The sequence below is a fragment of the Sphingomonas suaedae genome, from assembly GCF_007833215.1.
Lineage (GTDB): Bacteria > Pseudomonadota > Alphaproteobacteria > Sphingomonadales > Sphingomonadaceae > Sphingomonas > Sphingomonas suaedae.
Map to the genome: position 1 here is coordinate 623,839 of NZ_CP042239.1, position 16,876 is coordinate 640,714.

The 16,876-nt window shown below is 62.0% G+C and carries 14 protein-coding genes; 5 read left to right on the forward strand and 9 right to left on the reverse strand.

Annotated elements, in window-relative coordinates; all coding sequences use genetic code 11:
• Window positions 1-552 precede the first annotated feature (552 nt).
• The 4 genes from FPZ54_RS02955 to FPZ54_RS02970 form a co-directional block, all read right to left on the reverse strand.
• A complete protein-coding gene (locus tag FPZ54_RS02955; protein ID WP_145844854.1) occupies window positions 553-2,781 on the reverse strand; it encodes a hypothetical protein in 2,229 nt (742 codons plus the stop codon).
• 106 nt (window positions 2,782-2,887) lie between these two features.
• The gene (locus FPZ54_RS02960; RefSeq protein WP_145844855.1) at window positions 2,888-4,024 is read right to left on the reverse strand and encodes a glycoside hydrolase family 130 protein; all 1,137 of its coding nucleotides are present in this window, start codon (window positions 4,022-4,024) and stop codon (window positions 2,888-2,890) included.
• On the reverse strand, window positions 4,021-4,779 hold the full coding sequence (locus FPZ54_RS02965) for an SDR family oxidoreductase (RefSeq protein ID WP_145844857.1): 759 nt from the start codon (window positions 4,777-4,779) through the stop codon (window positions 4,021-4,023). Before FPZ54_RS02965 ends, FPZ54_RS02960 begins: the two co-directional genes overlap by 4 nt.
• 381 nt (window positions 4,780-5,160) lie before the next feature.
• Window positions 5,161-6,285: an extracellular catalytic domain type 1 short-chain-length polyhydroxyalkanoate depolymerase gene (locus FPZ54_RS02970; protein WP_239019690.1), complete on the reverse strand. Its 1,125-nt coding sequence runs from the start codon at window positions 6,283-6,285 to the stop codon at window positions 5,161-5,163.
• A 120-nt stretch (window positions 6,286-6,405) separates the two neighbouring features.
• On the opposite strand from FPZ54_RS02970, the gene FPZ54_RS02975 reads away from it, so the two are divergent.
• Together FPZ54_RS02975 and FPZ54_RS02980 are read left to right on the forward strand one after the other, a co-directional pair.
• A complete protein-coding gene (locus tag FPZ54_RS02975) occupies window positions 6,406-6,648 on the forward strand; it encodes a hypothetical protein (RefSeq protein WP_145844859.1) in 243 nt (80 codons plus the stop codon).
• A gap of 17 nt (window positions 6,649-6,665) precedes the next feature.
• The gene (locus tag FPZ54_RS02980; RefSeq protein ID WP_145849545.1) at window positions 6,666-6,869 is read left to right on the forward strand and encodes a hypothetical protein; all 204 of its coding nucleotides are present in this window, start codon (window positions 6,666-6,668) and stop codon (window positions 6,867-6,869) included.
• A gap of 174 nt (window positions 6,870-7,043) precedes the next feature.
• On the opposite strand, the gene FPZ54_RS02985 is transcribed toward FPZ54_RS02980, so the two are convergent.
• On the reverse strand, window positions 7,044-7,907 hold the full coding sequence (locus tag FPZ54_RS02985) for a hypothetical protein (RefSeq protein ID WP_145844860.1): 864 nt from the start codon (window positions 7,905-7,907) through the stop codon (window positions 7,044-7,046).
• Between the two features lie 272 nt (window positions 7,908-8,179).
• Here FPZ54_RS02985 and FPZ54_RS20440 point away from each other — a divergent pair, with 272 nt between their 5' ends.
• Window positions 8,180-8,455: a PilZ domain-containing protein gene (locus FPZ54_RS20440; protein WP_422396569.1), complete on the forward strand. Its 276-nt coding sequence runs from the start codon at window positions 8,180-8,182 to the stop codon at window positions 8,453-8,455.
• A 261-nt stretch (window positions 8,456-8,716) separates the two neighbouring features.
• On the opposite strand, the gene FPZ54_RS02995 is transcribed toward FPZ54_RS20440, so the two are convergent.
• Entirely contained in the window at window positions 8,717-8,989 is a 273-nt protein-coding gene (locus tag FPZ54_RS02995; RefSeq protein ID WP_145844862.1) for a UvrB/UvrC motif-containing protein, read from the reverse strand.
• A 305-nt stretch (window positions 8,990-9,294) separates the two neighbouring features.
• Here FPZ54_RS02995 and FPZ54_RS03000 point away from each other — a divergent pair, with 305 nt between their 5' ends.
• Together FPZ54_RS03000 and FPZ54_RS03005 are read left to right on the forward strand one after the other, a co-directional pair.
• Complete coding sequence (locus tag FPZ54_RS03000; RefSeq protein WP_145844863.1) at window positions 9,295-9,804, forward strand: hemerythrin domain-containing protein; 510 nt, start codon at window positions 9,295-9,297, stop codon at window positions 9,802-9,804.
• A gap of 134 nt (window positions 9,805-9,938) precedes the next feature.
• Complete coding sequence (locus FPZ54_RS03005; protein WP_338419539.1) at window positions 9,939-12,362, forward strand: PAS domain-containing protein; 2,424 nt, start codon at window positions 9,939-9,941, stop codon at window positions 12,360-12,362.
• 19 nt (window positions 12,363-12,381) lie between these two features.
• Here FPZ54_RS03005 and FPZ54_RS03010 read toward each other — a convergent pair whose 3' ends face one another.
• The 3 genes from FPZ54_RS03010 to FPZ54_RS03020 all read right to left on the reverse strand — a co-directional run bounded on the left by FPZ54_RS03010 (window position 12,382) and on the right by FPZ54_RS03020 (window position 16,867).
• Window positions 12,382-14,295, reverse strand: coding sequence for a hybrid sensor histidine kinase/response regulator (locus tag FPZ54_RS03010; protein ID WP_239019691.1), 1,914 nt, complete (start codon window positions 14,293-14,295; stop codon window positions 12,382-12,384).
• Between the two features lie 114 nt (window positions 14,296-14,409).
• Complete coding sequence (locus FPZ54_RS03015; protein WP_145844867.1) at window positions 14,410-15,033, reverse strand: PAS domain-containing protein; 624 nt, start codon at window positions 15,031-15,033, stop codon at window positions 14,410-14,412.
• Window positions 15,034-16,042: 1,009 nt separating this feature from the next.
• Window positions 16,043-16,867 (reverse strand): phytanoyl-CoA dioxygenase family protein, encoded by an 825-nt coding sequence (locus FPZ54_RS03020; protein ID WP_222428343.1) that lies wholly within the window; start codon window positions 16,865-16,867, stop codon window positions 16,043-16,045.
• Window positions 16,868-16,876 lie beyond the last annotated feature (9 nt).

Genomic DNA, 16,876 nt, shown 5'->3' on the forward strand with positions numbered 1-16,876 from the left:
CCTGGCCAGGCAACGCAGCGTAGACAGCTCCCCTTTGGTCTGGAAGATTTCGCAGGTTCCGGTTGCCGCGACCCGGCGGCCGTTTCGGACCCGCACGCGGCTTACTATCATTCGGTGGTCGGGCATCTCGCCGGCAAACTGAATCATCGAGCCCTAGCCTCTCCTGCTGAAATCGAGTGTCGCATGTTCCCTATCTCGCCGGATCGAGACGGTATCGCACAGTACCAGGGCTGTTTCGTGCCGATATCGTGCTAGGCGTTCGGGATATTCGCATCGGCCATTGATGACCGTTGCCGCCGCGAGTTCCTGAGCGTGGACCGCGGAGGAGCGGGCGGTTTCGCAGATCAAGGTCGCTACTACCGCCAGGGCTAATCTTATCGGCACCATGGCGGGACCATTACTCTATTTCAGGCCACGCGCCGACCTTCCGCGGGTCCAGGTCTAGCTGTTGCGACAGGACGGCGAACTGTGCGCTGTCACTGCTTGATGGACTGACGCGATTCGCGAGCCGGACCGTCGGATGGGCGTTTCCGACCCGAAACTATCTCCCCGTCATTCCCACCCCAGTAACAAGCGCCCGCTCGCAGGTACGATATAGTCGATGCGATCGGCTTTCGAATGCCGCGGCCGCAGCACATCGCCGCCTGCGGTTCGTACCGTCACAGATGGGAGCGCCGCGCGCCCATTGCGGACGAGTGACAGCATCGCGGTGCAATTCTCGCCGCCATCGAGGCTGATACTCAGCGCGCGGCTGTTGGTGCGCTCGTGCGACAGGATGAAATGATCGCAGAACAGGCGGAAGGGCGCGTCATCGACGATGTGAAAGCTGCGCGTAGCGAAAACCAGGGCCGCGCCCGCGCCATAGATCTCCTGTCCGACCTGGCCCGCTGGCTCGCCGCCCACATAGAGATCCTCGAGGGGGAAGGACAGGTCGCAGTCGATATGCCCATTGCGGATATCGTCGGCGAGCATCTGCTTAGGCAGCGCGTCGGGATAATAGAACCAGGCGCGGTCGAGCGCATATTTGCAATATTCGCTGATCAGCATCCGCGCTGCTGGCTCGAGCTCGGGGCCGCTGTCGCGCAGATAGTATTCGAACGCCGCAAAGCTGTCGAAGCATTCGTAGATCGCCATGTACGGTGCGTCCTGCAAGCAGGTGACGCCGAGGAAGTTGCGGTAGTAGCGGGCATTGTCGATCTCGGATTCCCAGATCGCGCTGTTGTGGAAGAAGCTGGCCAGATAGACATAGCTTTGCAGTCGGTAGCGTTCGACATTGGTGATGCGCCACAGCCGCATGCACGCCGCCGCGCCCCAGGCGGTAAGGTTGGCCTGGTAATTGAGGCTAAAGCGCATGCCCCGGGCGGCGTCGATCGCCGCCTGGGCCTCGTGGAGAAAGCGCTCCTCGCGACTAAGCTCATAGGCCTGAAGCATTACCCAGGCATACATACCGCCGACATCGGTCTGGCCCTGGCCGTCGGCGCCGGCGACATCGGTGATCACGCTGAAATCGGTGACCTTGTACTGGATCGGCCATTTGTAGTTGAAATGATGCGCGGCCTTGATGCCGAAATCGATCGAGCGCTCGAACAGACTGCGCGCGGTCTGGTTGCCGGCGATCGCCAGTCGGCCGAGATTCATCAGCGGATGATAGAGATACCAGCTGTCGACCGCGTTCTTGTCCTTGTCGTCGCCGACATTGGGGAGATAGCGCCGCATCGACTTGAGCTTGGGATCGTAGAATTTCCCAAGCCCCGCCTCGAACTCGGCGAGCAGCGGAATATCGGTGCCGCTCCAGCGTGCATAATCGTGCATCGGCGCGATCAATGCCATCTGGACCATCGAGTCGGGATATTCGCTGGCGGTATAGGGATGCGCGTAGCGATGCCCATAATGCTTGATCGTCGCCTTGGGCGAGTTCGCGAGGTCTGCGAGGGTGCGCTGCGAGCGTTCGGCCCAGTCGCGAAACTCAACCGGCGGCAGATCGAGCGTGGTGTAGACCGCGCCGAGCATCTGCACGAAGCGACGCGCCGAATCGCTCTCCTCGGTTGCGGCGGAATCGCGGAAGACCAGGATCGCGTCGGACACCGTCACCGGCTTTCCGGCCGGGAGCGGATCGATCGGCGGAGTGCCGCTTTGCGGTGGGGTCGGCGGCAGATAGCCGAGCTCGGGCCATTCGCCGCCCACCGCGCCGTCAGGTTTGGTTCCGGTGGCGCGGTAATAGTCGTTCATCGCTGTGAGGTTCTGGAAGTAGAGCACGCTGCCAAAGCCGGGCTCGTCGATATGGAAATAGAGCAGCCCTGAATTGACTCCGCGCTGCCCCGCCTCGACCACCCCGACCGCGCCGGCGGGATCGTCGTGGGCGTCCAGCGGGTAAAGATCGCGCGGCAGATAGGGCACCAGCAGCGGCACGGCGGGAATGAGCGCGATCGTGGTGCGCAGCCGCTGCAGGTCCATCCTGTCGGTGCGGATCACCACAACATGCTCGCCGATTGCGCTGACCACCGACAGGCGCAGCGTCTCGCCCGCCTTGGGACGCCGGATCGCCACCTTGTCGATCCCGCCGGGCGCGAAGGCCAACCGCAAGGCGAGGCCGCCCAAGCCCGGCCTGCGCAGGATCGCCCAGAGCGAATCGCGGCCCTCGCAGACCTCCCCGGTGAGATCGCCAAAGGTGAAGCTGGCATGCGTGACCAGGGTCTTGCCGGCAAGTTGGGCGCGCAGCGCCAGCGTCAGCGGGCTCACCCCGGCGAGATCGGGATTGTCGAGTTCCAGCGTCGCGGCCATCGGCGATTTCCCTTAGGTGCAGGCAAGCGGAACTCTCGCTCATCGTAAGGGTTCCGGGCGTTTCGAGTAGGATTGTCATGGGCTGGCACATTTCTCGCCGAGCCTTTCAGGCGTGGAATACCCCCTTTGGAATATGGGTGATGCGACACGCCAGATCGCCCTCGCCCGAGGCGACGATATAATGGTCGCCGCCATTGGCGATGCCGGTGGTGAACACCACGTCGCGGATATACATCTGATGTTCGATCGGCTGGGTCAGCGCCGGATTGGCCTCGAGCAACGGCGCGTGGTTGGTGGCGAGCACCGTGCTCGGATCGTCCCGGTCGAGGATCGACCAATAGGTGCGATAGATGCCAACAATCTCCTTAGGCTCGACGCCGTGCCACAGGCTGAGCCAGCCCTGCTCGGTCAGCATCGGCGGCGTCCCGCCGCCCATCCGCGCCGTCGCCACGGTGCCGGCGTGCGGGCGGATGCCAGGCTTGCGATAGGGTTTCCAGAAATAGCCGTCGGGTGAGAGCGCGAGGTTGATCGAGGGTCCGGCGCGCCATTCGCTGCCCGGCGGATAGGCGAAATAGAGATCGCCGAGCGGGCGGGTCTGCGCCCAATATTGCCCGCGGATCAGCCCTTCGAAGATCAGCATGTCCTTGTTCTGGTGATCGAGGACGATGTCCTCGAAGGTCCAGTCAAGGCCGTCGGGCGAGCTGTAGAGCGTCGTCGAATGGCGCTCGGGGCTGACCGAGCAGGTGGTCATCAGATAGCGATCGCCAACCTTGCTGATGCGCGCGTCCTCGACCCCATAGCATTGGAAGCTGTCCTGCGGCGCAATCGCGCGATCGTAATGGATCGCGACCACCTCGAGCCCGTCGGGTGTTAGTTCGACCGGCAGCAGCCAGGACAAGGAAGTCAGCGCCATGATCTTCCAGCCGCCGCCCCGCAGCATGAATTTGCGCGGATCGGCGGTGTCGGCATAGTCGAGCGGCCAGGCGTCGAGCACGTAGCGGCCCTTGGTATCGCCCTCGACTGCTTCCCAGCGGATCGAATGGACATTCCCGTCCTTGACCGGGTGGCGCAGCGCTTCGGCGACACGCACCATCATCAGCAGATTGCCGCTGGCGAGCCGGGTCAGCCCGGGATTGAAGGCGCCCAGCACATAGGTCTCGACGTTCAGATGCCCGGCGAGCGGCGAGCGCGACAGGTCGATATCGTCGGGAACGAGGACGAGCTTGTCGACAGCATAGTTCATTCGGCTGGTTGCGCGCGCGGGACGATGGTGAGCTGCTGGATCACTGCGCGGCTCGGCTGGGTGAGCAGATAGTGTACCCCCACCGCGATGTCCTCGGCGCGCAGCATCGTCTCGTCGTGGATCATCTCGCGCTGTTTGTCGGCCGGGATGTCGGGATATTGGAAATCCGCGCCGGTCTTGCCCGGTTCTACCAGCGACACCTTGATGCCCTGGGGCCCGAGTTCCTTGCGCAACGCCTCGGCGAAGCCAGCGATGCCAGCCTTGATCCCGGCATAGACCGTCGATCCTGGCCCGAGGATGTGCGCGCTCATTGAGCCGATCAGGACGATGTCACCCTTGTCGCGAAGCAGTTCCTGCGCGGCATGGGCGGTGAGCAGATAGGCGGTGAAGTCGGCAGCGACGGCGTAGACCAGTTCATCCTTGCCCATTTCGGTGAGGCCGCTGGCCGGGACTGCGGCGTTGGCAATGACGATGTCGGCTGCGCCGAAATAGGCGTTGCCCGCCGCGAAGAAGCGCGCGACGCCGTCGTCCTCGGCGAGGTCGAGCGCGATGCCGTTACCCTTTCCGACCTCACGGATGCGCGCCAGCGCGTCGTCGAGATGCTCGGGCGTTCGCCCGCAGATGAAGACATCTACGCCTTCGCTGGCCAGCAGCGCCGCGGTCGCCCGTCCGATCCCGGTCGTGCCACCGGTGATCAAGGCGCGCCGACCGGCGAGCGGCACAACATCGGTATGGGCGTCACTCGCATTGACCATTGGGCTTGCCTTTCGTGTTGGGTCTCGACGCGACGCGCATCGATCGCGTGCCGGTCCAACACGCCGGTCATTGGGAAGTTTCGAAACCGTCTGGCATTTCAGTGAGAATGTTTCCGGCACGGCTGGGGCTGGCTTGAAGCCTTACCCCGCACGACGGGATCGACGGTAGCCGGGGCGATTGTCTCATCCGTACAGGTCCGCCTCACAACGCCCCTCGCAGGCCCATCACTTCCCAAAGTTGCGGTGACGCTGGTGACACACGAGCTCCGGGCTGCTTCCAGCACGCGTAGCCAAGCGGCATCGCGCCATCGTCAACCGGCGCGCGCGTGCTCCTGCGGTAGAGCGTGCAGCCTCAGACCCGTCACGGCGGCTTCCCTGTCCTTATCGCACCAGTCCGGCGGCACGCAGCGCATCTTCGATAACCTTCGTAACGCCGGAAGGCGCCGGCTCCGCCAATTTCTCAGCGCCGCGATCGGCCTGTAGCGGTGCGCGACGCGAACGCGGTTCGGCGTCCAGCAGCTTCCAAAACGTCGCCAGGCGGCGCGTCGATGAGATGCCGACCTCGAGCATGTGCGGGCCGCTTTGTCCGCAGGGCGTATCGCCTCGCGTTGCCAGCGGCGTGCCATGCCCCATACCCGGAACGCGATATTCCTCGATCACCACGCGCCCGTTCGCGTCTTGCCACACGCGGTGAGGGACTCCATCGATGATGTCGGAATGGTCCGGGTTCGCGGCCACGCCATGCATCGCCTGCCATTGCTTGAGGATGGCGTCGGCATTGGCAATTCCGACGACATGATCCGATGTGCCATGCCAGATCGAGACGGTCGGCCACGGTCCACCATGCGGAGAGGCCTTTGCGATCGCGGCTGCGAGCAGCGCGTCGCCGGGACTGCCGCTGCCCCGCATGCGATCAAGCGCCTGCGACACGCTGGCGGCCGAGCCAAATGGTAGGCCCGCGATGATCGCGCCGCCGGCGAACAGTTCCGGATAGGTTGCGAGCATGACCGATGTCATTGCGCCGCCAGCCGACAGACCGTTGACGAAGACTCGTGATCGATCGATGCCGTGGCGCGTCGCCATCGCGTCGATCATCTGGGCAATCGACAGCGGCTCACCCGCCCCGCGCCGAATGTGCGCAGGCTCGTACCAGTTGAAGCACAGGTTGAAGTTGTTGGTACGCCGCTGCTCGGGAAAGAGCAAAGCGAAGCCTTGCTCCTCGGCGAGCTGGGACCAGCCCGAACCAATGTCGTAATCGACAGCGTTTTGAGTGCAGCCGTGCATGACGACGACCAGAGGCGCGCCTTGCCGCACGGTTGGCGGAACATAATAATGGGCGCCCAGTGCCCCGGGATTGGAGCCGAAGTCCCGAAGTTCGCGCAGCCGGCCCGACGCGCGCACCCGGTCAGGGCGGGGCGCCTCGCGGAGCTTCGCCAGGCGGGCGATCGTGCTGGAAATGGATCTCATGGAAAACTCCCTCGGCCGAGGGACCGAAGGGCCGAGCATCGATAGAACGTACCGTTCACGGGCAAGTTGCTGCGACGCAGCATTTATTCCGGGCTGGCGTGCATTACTGCAATGAACATGTGGGCGGGTCCGGGGTTGGACCGAGGAGGAGACACGATCATGCCGATTTCCAAGACTTCAGCCATTGAGCGCGTCGCGCGCGTCCTAGCGGCGGATCGCGCCAGCGCCAACGCGCATGGCGATCAGCATTCGGCTGGCTCCGACGTGGATGCGGCCTGGCCCGAATATCGCGATCAGGCGCTGGCGGTGCTGAAGACGCTACGCGAGCCGGATGCGACAATGGCGGCCGCAGGCGATGCGGATGTCTGGGAAAAGATGGCACTCGCCGCAATCGGCGAATGAAGTTCATGGAGGACGCGATGACGAAGAAGAAACCGGTGCAGGCGGACGGCAAGGGCACCTCGGTCGCAAGCGATGGCGTCACCATTCCCGCCAGCGAGGGGGAGAGCGGAGGTGGTGCTTATCCAAACCCGCATACCGGCAAAAAGCCTAAGGGCTTCGACGGCGGCCAGAGCGACAAGGCGTATCGCGGGCCGGACAATCCGAATGCCACTACCAAATAGCCGCAGCGGGTCCGGTCGGACGCGAGATTGATTGCTTGGCATGGAAGAGGAGCGATATTTGCCAGCATCTTGAGGCGGCGTGGCGCGTCGTAACTCTCACGCCGACGGATCATCGCCCCCGATAGCGGAACTTCGTGGACTACGAGCGCGTCCCCAAATGGTGTTCGTGAAGAACTAAAGCACGCGCGGGTAGAATTTTCGCTCATCATACTGCGTCGCGCACCAGTTACGGACGTAATCGAGTCCTTCGGCTAGGCGCTGCGCCGCAACGGCGCTATCCATCTCAAGCTGCAGGCGTTCTTCGGGTGCAGGGCTTTCAGGCAACCGAATGATCGACACCGTTTTGCCTGATCGGGCCACCGAATGGGTTACGAGCGATGGCAGGATGGCGACGAATGGCTTGCCGTCGCTTGTACCTCTCAACGCGCCCCGGGCACACATCCCACCTTCGAATTTCTGGAATCGCACGACACGCCAGTTCTCGGCAAATTCCTCCCGCCCAAGCCGCCGCGAGTTGAAGGCCGCCGAGACCAGATGCCGCTGCAACGTCGCAACGGCGACCCGATGTGCCTGCAAAAGGTCGGTCACGGGGCCGGGGCCGTCGTCGCAAGCCACCCGCAGCCGCTCGAACACCGCTGCAGCCGCAGTTGCGGCTTCAACGCGCGGGAAGGAAAAGGTCACGCGATAGGCATTAAGGGGGGTTGTCAGCACCACGGTCCGGGCCTCGGCCTGGACCGACGTGACTCCCCGCCAGTCGATCCACGCGTCCTGTGGGTTGGCAGATCGTGCAAATACCGCCGCCGGGGCAAATGGCACTTCCCCTTCGTCGCTCAATGCGATTTTCGGCGTGCGGCGCGGCGACATGACCGTGCGACAGGCATGCCGGGGAGCAGGATCGCGATACCAATAGAGGCGGGGGTAGTGGTTCGAATAGCACAGCTCGCTCTGCGGGTTGCAACGCAGAGGCTTGGCTTCGATTGCGACGGTGAGAGGGCGACCCGACATTGTCGAATCGACTGCGCTGCGCGCCGCCTTCATTTCGTCACTCGCCGCAGAGACCCCTTCCGCGGAAAATGCCAGTAGCATCGCGCAGCCGGCCAATAGACTCCATCTCGCGCCCATAAGCCCCCTCCCCGCTATTCGAGCGCAAGATTAGGCAAAGTCGGAACTTCAAAGCAAGTGAGTGACACCTGCTCACTGCGGCGGCCGATATTCATAGTTCGCAATATGTTAGGCACTTTTCCTGCGGAACCCCTGCTCGACTGGAACGTCGAAGCTCGCAGCGGGAGCTTGAGATGCCAACATCAGTCATGAACGTTCGCCCTCAGGCGCGCCGCAAGATTTTCCAGCTGGGCGAGCTTTGTCTCGGCGATCGATCATTGCGCGTACATCTCCTCGACGTATCGGAAGGAGGGGCGCGGCTGCACTGTCCAACTGTGTTAAGCGTTGGAACCGCCGTCACACTGCGCTGGCAACAGGAGAACTGGCGGGCGGTGGTCGTCTGGGCGGGATCCAATAAATGTGGTGTTCGCTTCATCGCGCCATTGGCACATTCGTCCATTGAGGCACTGACCGCACCGCTTTAGCCCATGGATAGCCGATGGCGCTCCGACCGCATTCGACCGCCGCTTCCCGGCGCAGCCGCACCGCGAAGGCGGGATGCGACGTCCGCCGCGTGTGCAACGACATGCGCGGGCGGATAGGAAGTTGTTGCAGGGATCTGGGAGCCAATTCGCGGCCAAGAACGACGTTCCAGCTGATCGCCGATCAATATGTCGAGGCGGTCCAGCGAGAAACTAAATCCCGGTGACGACCGATAAGGCTGGCACAAGCTGCGGCCTCGATCCTCACTTTCGTTTCCGGCCGGACGTCATGAGGTCGGGCTTGGGCGGCGGCTTCCACCCTGGTGGAGGAACCGGACGCTGTCGGCTCGTGCCAAGCCCCATGGCACCCGGCTGCTGGCGAACCAGACCCGACGTGTCGGCCTGCGCGACCTCTGCAGCACTCGCTCCGCCTCGCATCAGATTGATGCGGTCACGAATGCGCCGCGCCTCCTCGAAATCGAGAGCGCTTGCCGCAGCGTCCATCGAACGCTGGAGATCCTCGATTGTGTCAGTCATTACCGCTCAACGCTCGTTTGGGGAATTTTCGCAGTCATGGTCATGAACGGGACGCGCGATAATTTTCTTGTGGTCCTATCAATCCTGGTAGCCGTCTTCGCGTCGTTTACTGCGCTCAGTTTGGCGAGTCGCAACGGGCGAGAACCGCGATCGGGCGCACGATCAGGCTCCGCACCGCTTTGTCGATCGTAGGACGTATGAGCGGGCGCCCGTCTCCGCTCAGATTGCTAACGACTCGCAACTGGAAGCGCTTGGGAACGAAGGCTTTGCGCTCCGGGTTCTGCTCTCGAACAGGGAGACACGTCATGGCCGAAACCAAACCGGACGCAATCGCACTTCTCAAGGCCGACCACCTCAAGGTCGAGGATTTGTTCAAGCGCTTTGAAAGTGCCAGCGGCTCGGCCAGGAAGCAGAAGATCGCGCTGGAGATCTGCATGGAGCTCACCGTCCACGCCAAGATCGAGGAAGAAATCTTCTATCCGGCGTGTGAGGGCAAGATCGAGGAAGACCTGCTCAAGGAAGCTTATGTCGAGCATGACGGCGCCAAGATCCTGATCGCCGAGATCGAAGCCGGTGCCCCAAGCGGCGAGTTCTATGACGCCAAGGTGAAGGTGCTCTCCGAGCAAATCGAGCACCATGTCAAGGAAGAGGAAAAGCGAATGGAGGGCATGTTTGCCCAAGCGCGCAAGGCCGGCCTCGACATGGATGCGCTCGGGGAGCAGCTCGCCGCGCGCAAGGAAGAGCTGCTTGCGCAATACGAGGCGTCGGGTCTGCCCAAGCCCGAACTCTCGACGCTTACGAACACCACGGTCTGATTGATTCGCCAGCTGGCGAGCGCTGGTATCAGGTCGCGTGCGGCTGGAACGTCGCCGGACGCTGCCGGTTATCGCTGCTCCGACACAGCCAAGCATGGGAGGGGGCTATTACAGTCGATTTCGCACGCGACGTTTTGGAGAACATGTCCGAAGCGTTTTTCCTCCTGGATCGCGAGTACCGGCTGCTGGACGTCAACAGGGCAGCGCTGGCCCTGGACGGTCGACCAAAGGAGGCTCTGATCGGTCGAACGCTATGGGAGCTTACACCTGGCCTGGACCGAACTGAACTCGGGGCGCAGTTCCTACAGGTGATGGAAAACCGTCGGCCGGTGACGGCGGTGCATCACCAGACATGGGAAGCGGGACATAGCGCTTGGCTCGAATCCCGAATCGTTCCGGTGCAGGCCGGCGTGGCGGCATTCTATCGAGACGTGACCGCCGAACTGTTGGCCCAGACGAAATTGCGCGAGACCAGTCAGCGGCTCGATGCCATTCTCGGAAACACAAAGATGGCTGTGTTCCTGATGGATCGTCAGCAGCAGTGCGTCTATGCAAACGCTGCTGCCGAAAAACTGACCGGATATTCTTTCGAGCAGATGCAAGGGCGGCCACTTCACGACGTCGTCCATCATACGCGACCCGATGGATCCCACTATCCGCTTGAAGAGTGCCCGATCGATCGGGCCTTTCCGGAGCGTGCGCAAACCGAAGGCGAAGAACTCTTCGTTGCCCCCGATGGTAGCTTCTACCCTGTCGCGTTTACGGCCAGCCCATTGCTGGACGAGCAGGGCGTGCCGGTCGGCACGGTCATCGAAGCTCGGAATGTCGAGCAGGAAAGGGCGGAGCAGGCACGGTTCGAGGTCCTCAACCGGACGGGTCAAACGCTCGCCGCCGAGCTTGATCTGGAGCGCATCGTCCAGACCGTGACGGAGGCAGGTGTCCAGCTGACCGGTGCCAAATTTGGCTCGTTCTTCTACAATGTGGCCAACGAAGCCGGCGAAAGTTTTCTGCTCTATTCCTTGTCTGGCGCGGAACGAGCCGACTTCGACGGCTTTGGACACCCCCGGGCAACCGAGGTCTTCGCGCCCACCTTCAAAGGTGAAGGTGTGGTTCGCTCCCACGACATAACTCAGGATCCACGCTACGGCAGAAATGCGCCGCACCATGGAATGCCGCAAGGGCATCTCCCCGTGCGCAGTTACCTTGCCGTCCCTGTAACATCCCGTTCTGGGGAGGTGATCGGTGGCCTCTTCTTCGGGCACCCGGATTCTGGCGTGTTTGGTGAGGAGTCGGAGCGGCTGCTTCTCGGACTCGCTGGCCAGGCGGCGATCGCGATCGATAATGCCCGCCTCTTCGAAGCCGCCCGGCGCGCCCAGCATGATCTGCAGAAGCGAGTGGCCGAGCGAACGCGAGAGCTGGAGATCGCCAACGACGCGCTTCGCCAAAGCCAGAAAATGGAGGCGATCGGTCAGCTGACCGGCGGCATAGCTCACGACTTTAACAACTTGTTGACGGTGATCCGCGGCTCGGCGGACGTTCTCAGGCGCAACGGCCTAAGCGACGAGAAGAAGCGTCGTTACATCGATGCGATTTCGCAGACCGCAGATCGAGCGACCCGCCTCACGGGGCAATTGCTGGCTTTCGCACGTCGTCAGGCACTTCGCCCCGAGGTCTTCGATGCCGAGCAGCGCATCACGGCCATCGCCGAGATGCTAAGGAGCGTGCTGGGCTCAAGGATAACCCTAACGATCCACGGCGAGTGCCCGGACTGTTTCCTGGAAGCGGATATTGCGCAGTTTGAGACGGCGCTCGTAAACATGGCGATCAACGCCCGGGACGCGATGGACGGCGAGGGTGAGCTTACGATCACAATCCGGCGGCTGACAGAGGACGACCCCGCCTTCATCTGCGTTGAGGTGGCGGACACCGGGCACGGAATAGAGCCCGACATGATCGACCGGATCTTCGAACCATTCTTCACGACCAAGGACGTCGGCAAAGGCACCGGACTGGGCCTCAGTCAAGTCTATGGATTCATCAAACAATCCGGTGGTGAAATCAAGGTGGAGAGTCGGGTCGGCGACGGAACCAAGTTCCAGCTACTACTACCAGCGCACGATGAAGGGCCTCGCGACGCGACCGAGCGCTGCAGCGTGGAGCCGGTACGGACGGGCGGTCGGATATTAGTGGTCGAAGACAATGCGGACGTGCGAAGCTTCGCCCTCGCGCTTCTGCACGACCTCGGCTTTCAGGCTGAACTCGCTGAAAATGCCAGTGCCGCCCTCCAGAAGCTCTCGGCTGATCCCGCGTTCGACGTCATCTTCAGCGACGTCGTGATGCCCGGAATGAGCGGAATTGAGTTCGGCAAGCTCGTCAGGGAGCGGTTCCCAAGCATACCGGTCGTTCTTACCAGCGGATATAGCCATGTCTTGGTCGAGGAGGGTCGGCACGGGTTCCCCCTGCTGCAAAAGCCATATGCGGCCGACGACCTTGCCCGAGCCTTGCAGGAGGCGCAGGCCTCACGCAATGGTCAGCCGAGGGGTAACGCCAGCGAATAAATTCGACTTGCTTGTGACGTCACGCCTCTTCCGGCGCGCCGATCAGCTGATTGATGCCGGCGGCCAGCGTTTCAAGCTTGTATGGCTTGCGCAATATCGGAAACTTGCGCTCATTGATGGGAATGAACTGTTTGCTGCTGTAGCCGCTGGCGAGCAGAACGGGGAGTTCGGCGTGGGACAGCCTGATCTGAGTGGCCAGCTCAAGCCCGCTCCTGCCGGGCATGACGATGTCTGAAAACACGAGGTCGAACTCACGCTCTTGGAGCACCAGCAGCGCGTCCTGCCCATCCGATGCCTCGACCACCTTGCAACCGAGATCCTCAAGCAGCTGGCGCGCAAAGTAGCGAACATGTTCGCTGTCTTCCACCAGAAGGACCCTTAGCCCTGGCGGCAGCCCGGCGTGACGCGCAGACGCTCGGTCGACCTGCCGCTGCTTGTGGGTTCGCGGCAACCACAGCTCCACCAGCGTGCCCTTGCCGACTTCCGATTCAATACGAGCCGATCCGCCCGACTGCACAGCATAGCCATGAATTTGCGAGAGGCCCAGGCCTGTGCCTTTCCCCGTCGGCTTTGTGGTGAAGAAGGGCTCGAACACGCGCTGGAGCGTCTCGGGTGGAATACCTTCGCCGGTATCCCGAATCGACAATAGAACACCATCGCCCTGTTCTCGCGTCGAATTAGCAGTGGAGATCGTGATCCGCCCGCCGTTTGGCATAGCATCGCGAGCATTTACGACCGCGTTCAGCAAAGCTGCCTCAAGCCCGGCAGGATCGATCTCAACCGGCCATAATCCCGGAGCTAAATCAAACTTAAGGCCGTAGAGGCTCCCAAGCGTCCGTTGCAGCATCTCTCCCACGGCATCGAGTCGGACGCTCAAGTCGATAACTTCAGGCTCGAGCGGCTGTCGGCGGGCGAACGCGAGTAGCTGCGAGGTTAGGCTCGTCGCCCGCTCGGAAGTTTCCAGCATGATGCTCAGATAGCGGTTGCGCTTCTCGAGCGGCAGATCCGGTTGCCTTAACAGGAAGTCCGCCGAGCCGCGCATCACTGTCATCAGATTGTTAAAGTCGTGCGCGATGCCACCCGCCAGCTCGCCGAGGGCCTGGAGCTTCTGAGACTGAAGCAGTGCCTCCTGGGTATGACGCAGCTCCTGCTCCGCTTGCTTCCTCTCGGTTATGTCGCGCGTGATCTTCGCAAAGCCGACGTGCTCGCCGACTTGATTGAAAATTGGGTCAATCACGACGTGGGCCCAGAATAGCGAGCCATTCTTGCGGACCCGCTGAGCCTCTGCCTCGAATTTGCCGTCGCGCAGCGAACTTTCGAGCGCGACGGTTGGCATGTCGCGGGCGCGATCTTCCTCGGTGTAAAAGAGGGAGAAGTGCTGCCCGAGCACCTCTTGTTCCTCATAGCCCTTGATCGCTTGCGCGCCCGAGTTCCAGCTCGTGATCTGGCCGCGCGGGTCGAGCATGTAGATGGCGTAGTCGCGCACCCCCTCGACGAGCATCTTGAGTTGAAGCGCACTTTCATAGGTGGCCTGCTCGAGGCGCCGCTTCTCGGTGATGTCGCGCGTGATCTTCGCAAAGCCCTTGAGCGAACCATCGTCACCGTAAATCGCGTCTAGAATGGCGTGCGCCCAAAAACGGCTGCCATCCTTCCTGACCCGCCACCCTTCGGCTTCAAATCGCCCTTCGTGCGCGGCTGCGTTCAGGGCACGAGCGGGCACGCCCGCCGCTTGATCCTCCGGTGAGAAAAACCGGGAGAAGTGCTCACCGATGATCTCGTCGGCCGAATACCCCTTGAAGCGTTCGGCACCCGTATTCCAGGTCACGATTCGACCCTCGGCATTGAGCATGTAAAGCGCATAATCCGTCACAGCATCGACGAGCAGCTGGAACACCTCGGCTGGAGGCTGCTTGTACCTATCGGCAGTGGTCAAGGCTCGATCCTGTACTAGCCCCCCGGCCCGCAACTATGGACTAAAGTCCATAGTGCGCCACACTCTTCGTGCAACAGGAATCGCGCTTCGTGCGAAAGGCTATAACGCGCCCAATTAAAATCCGGCTTCGATTGCGAGCCTCATGGCTTCAGCGGCGCTGGATACGTTCAAGCGCTTCACCAATGCGCCGCGATGCATTTTGATCGTCTTCTCGGTCACTCCGAGCTGCTCCCCGATCTGTCGGTTGCGTAATCCGCGTGCCATCAGGCGTAGAACGGCCTGCTGCTGTTTGGTAAGCTGATCGATTCGAGCCGCAGCCGATAAGCGGAGCTTCGCGCCCTCGCCAGGAGTGACCTCCATCTGGCTGCCGACGAAATATGCTAGTCCGCCTTCATTATCGAAAACCGGCGCGACCATGACGGCGTTCAGAAACTGGCTGCCGTCTTTCCGGTAGTTGATGAGCTCGGTTACGAGCGGTGAGGCCGTTGCGACAGCTTGGCGAAGCGCAGCAGACTGCGAAGGTTCAGTGTCAGGCCCGGCAAGAATGCGGCAGTTGCGACCAATCAGTTCGCTTTCCGAATAGCCGGTGAGCATCTCGAACTGCCGGTTAGCCGCGATGATCGGATTGTCATCGATCCTTGGATTGGTGACGATCGAGGCGATCGGCGACAGCCGAATGGAACCAATGAGCTCCCGTTCGTCGCTCTTGCGACTGCCCAAACTGGTCTGAGTGAACATCCCAGCGCTGCTACCGTAAAGTGGCCGGGGACAGCAAACCTCATTTAGGGGGCTCTTCGCAGCGAATCCTGGGTTGGTTCTGCCGCTCTCACTTTGCTCTGCGGTATCCTGTTCCCAATTGGCTCGCAGGCGAGGCTGCGTGTTGGCAATTGGACGGCCGTCGAGCGCTCAGGCGACCTGCTGCTTGCCCGTAATCATGCTTAGCAAGCCGTTAAGTTTCAATCCGCGGAACTTCAGGGCCAGCCACCGATTCAGGATCGGCACACTGGGGCTTCTTAGGACCGTCGGATCACCAGCAAAGCGGCGACATCCGCGCATCAAAATCTTTAGGCCGGTGAAGGTCGCAGTGGGGGCGAAGATAAGCCGCGCCCACGCATTTAACATGTCGAACGGAGGCGCGCTGCTGCACTGCGAAGCTTTGCCGCACGCGTCCGGCCTTATTCGCCTGATTTTTTGATGGATCGGAACGCATAGCGCGCGTTGCTTGGACAAAAGGCCACCGTTTGGGCGTCCAGTTCACGGTTCCGTTAAACGATACTCAGCTTGAAGCAATCATCTCAAACGATGCGCCGCTGGGGGCCTTCGACAAGGCGCCGAACCGCTTCCACCCATCCGACACCATAGCCCGAGGTGTTACCGCGAAAGCCAACGATCGGCCTTGCCGCGCTCCGAATCAGCACCGGAAATTCGGTAACGGGTCTTTCATTTGCCAGGCGCAGACGCTCCGAGTTCTGAGACGAGGCGGTCACTTGTAGCGTCGCTATGTCGGATTCAGGCCCCTGCGATGTCGTAACCGGACAGTCAGCTGACGGCCCATGAGCGGCCCGTCTGCTATCGCCAGAACCAGCCAGTCGGCAAAGCGCCCCAACTGCGGTCATTTAGCCGGATGGCTGATGATCCCGAAAGCTGCCGTCGGCTGGGGCGGCGGTAGCCGGCAGCTAATGGGTGGTCTGCAGCCCGTCCGCTTGTCGCCCTCGCGAGCTTGAGGCAGACGGGCCGATCAGACCCCCTACGGGCGCGAGATCGCGTTGAGGATCGCCTGTTCGACTGGAGAATAGTCCCCGTCGTGCCGACACAGAGAGATGGGCTCGCGCGGCAACAGGGGCGGTTGAGCCATGAACCGCGGCGCTGTTCCACGATGCCGTTGGGCGGCGTGCACCAGAAAAGGATGGCACAAATACACCGTGCCGGCCTTGCCCAGAGCTAATGCCTCCGGCCGGTGCGCCGAGCCGGCAAATCCGTCAGCGGCAAGCTCGCGAAGCGTCAGGCCAACCTCGCCTGCCGGGGCGAGTTGCCTTGCGATGTCGGCATGCGAGCCGACACGAATGCGGGTTGGTGCATCATCGATGCCGACATCCGAAAATAGGAACAGCATCAGCAAGGCTCGTCCCTTGCTGCTGACATTGGCGCGCCACTCCATGAACTCTGGGTGCTCGTAGCCGAAACTCACATCGATATGCCAACCATCGTCGCCGCTCGCTTCTTCGGCGGGGAAGCGTACTGGAAAGGTTCCAAGCCTATCGCGCGGATACCAGCGGCCAGCACCAACAAGCTGATCGAATGCCTCGCACAGCATCGGCGTATTTGCTGCTTCCTGAAATGGGGCTTGGCTGAATTGGTCCAGGCGCACGACCGGCCGGGTCCATGATGCACGATCATCGGGGTCGCAGCCCGTGGCTTCCCACAGGATGGCGCGGGCCTGCTCCGCGACATGCTCGCTAAAGGCCCCATCGATACGGACGAAGCCGTCGCGCACGAACGAGGCGATCTCATCTGCGCTGAGCGCAGGATCTGATTGGTTTCGCATAAAGTCTCTCAAAAAGGCGTGGGTCATCGGGCGGCA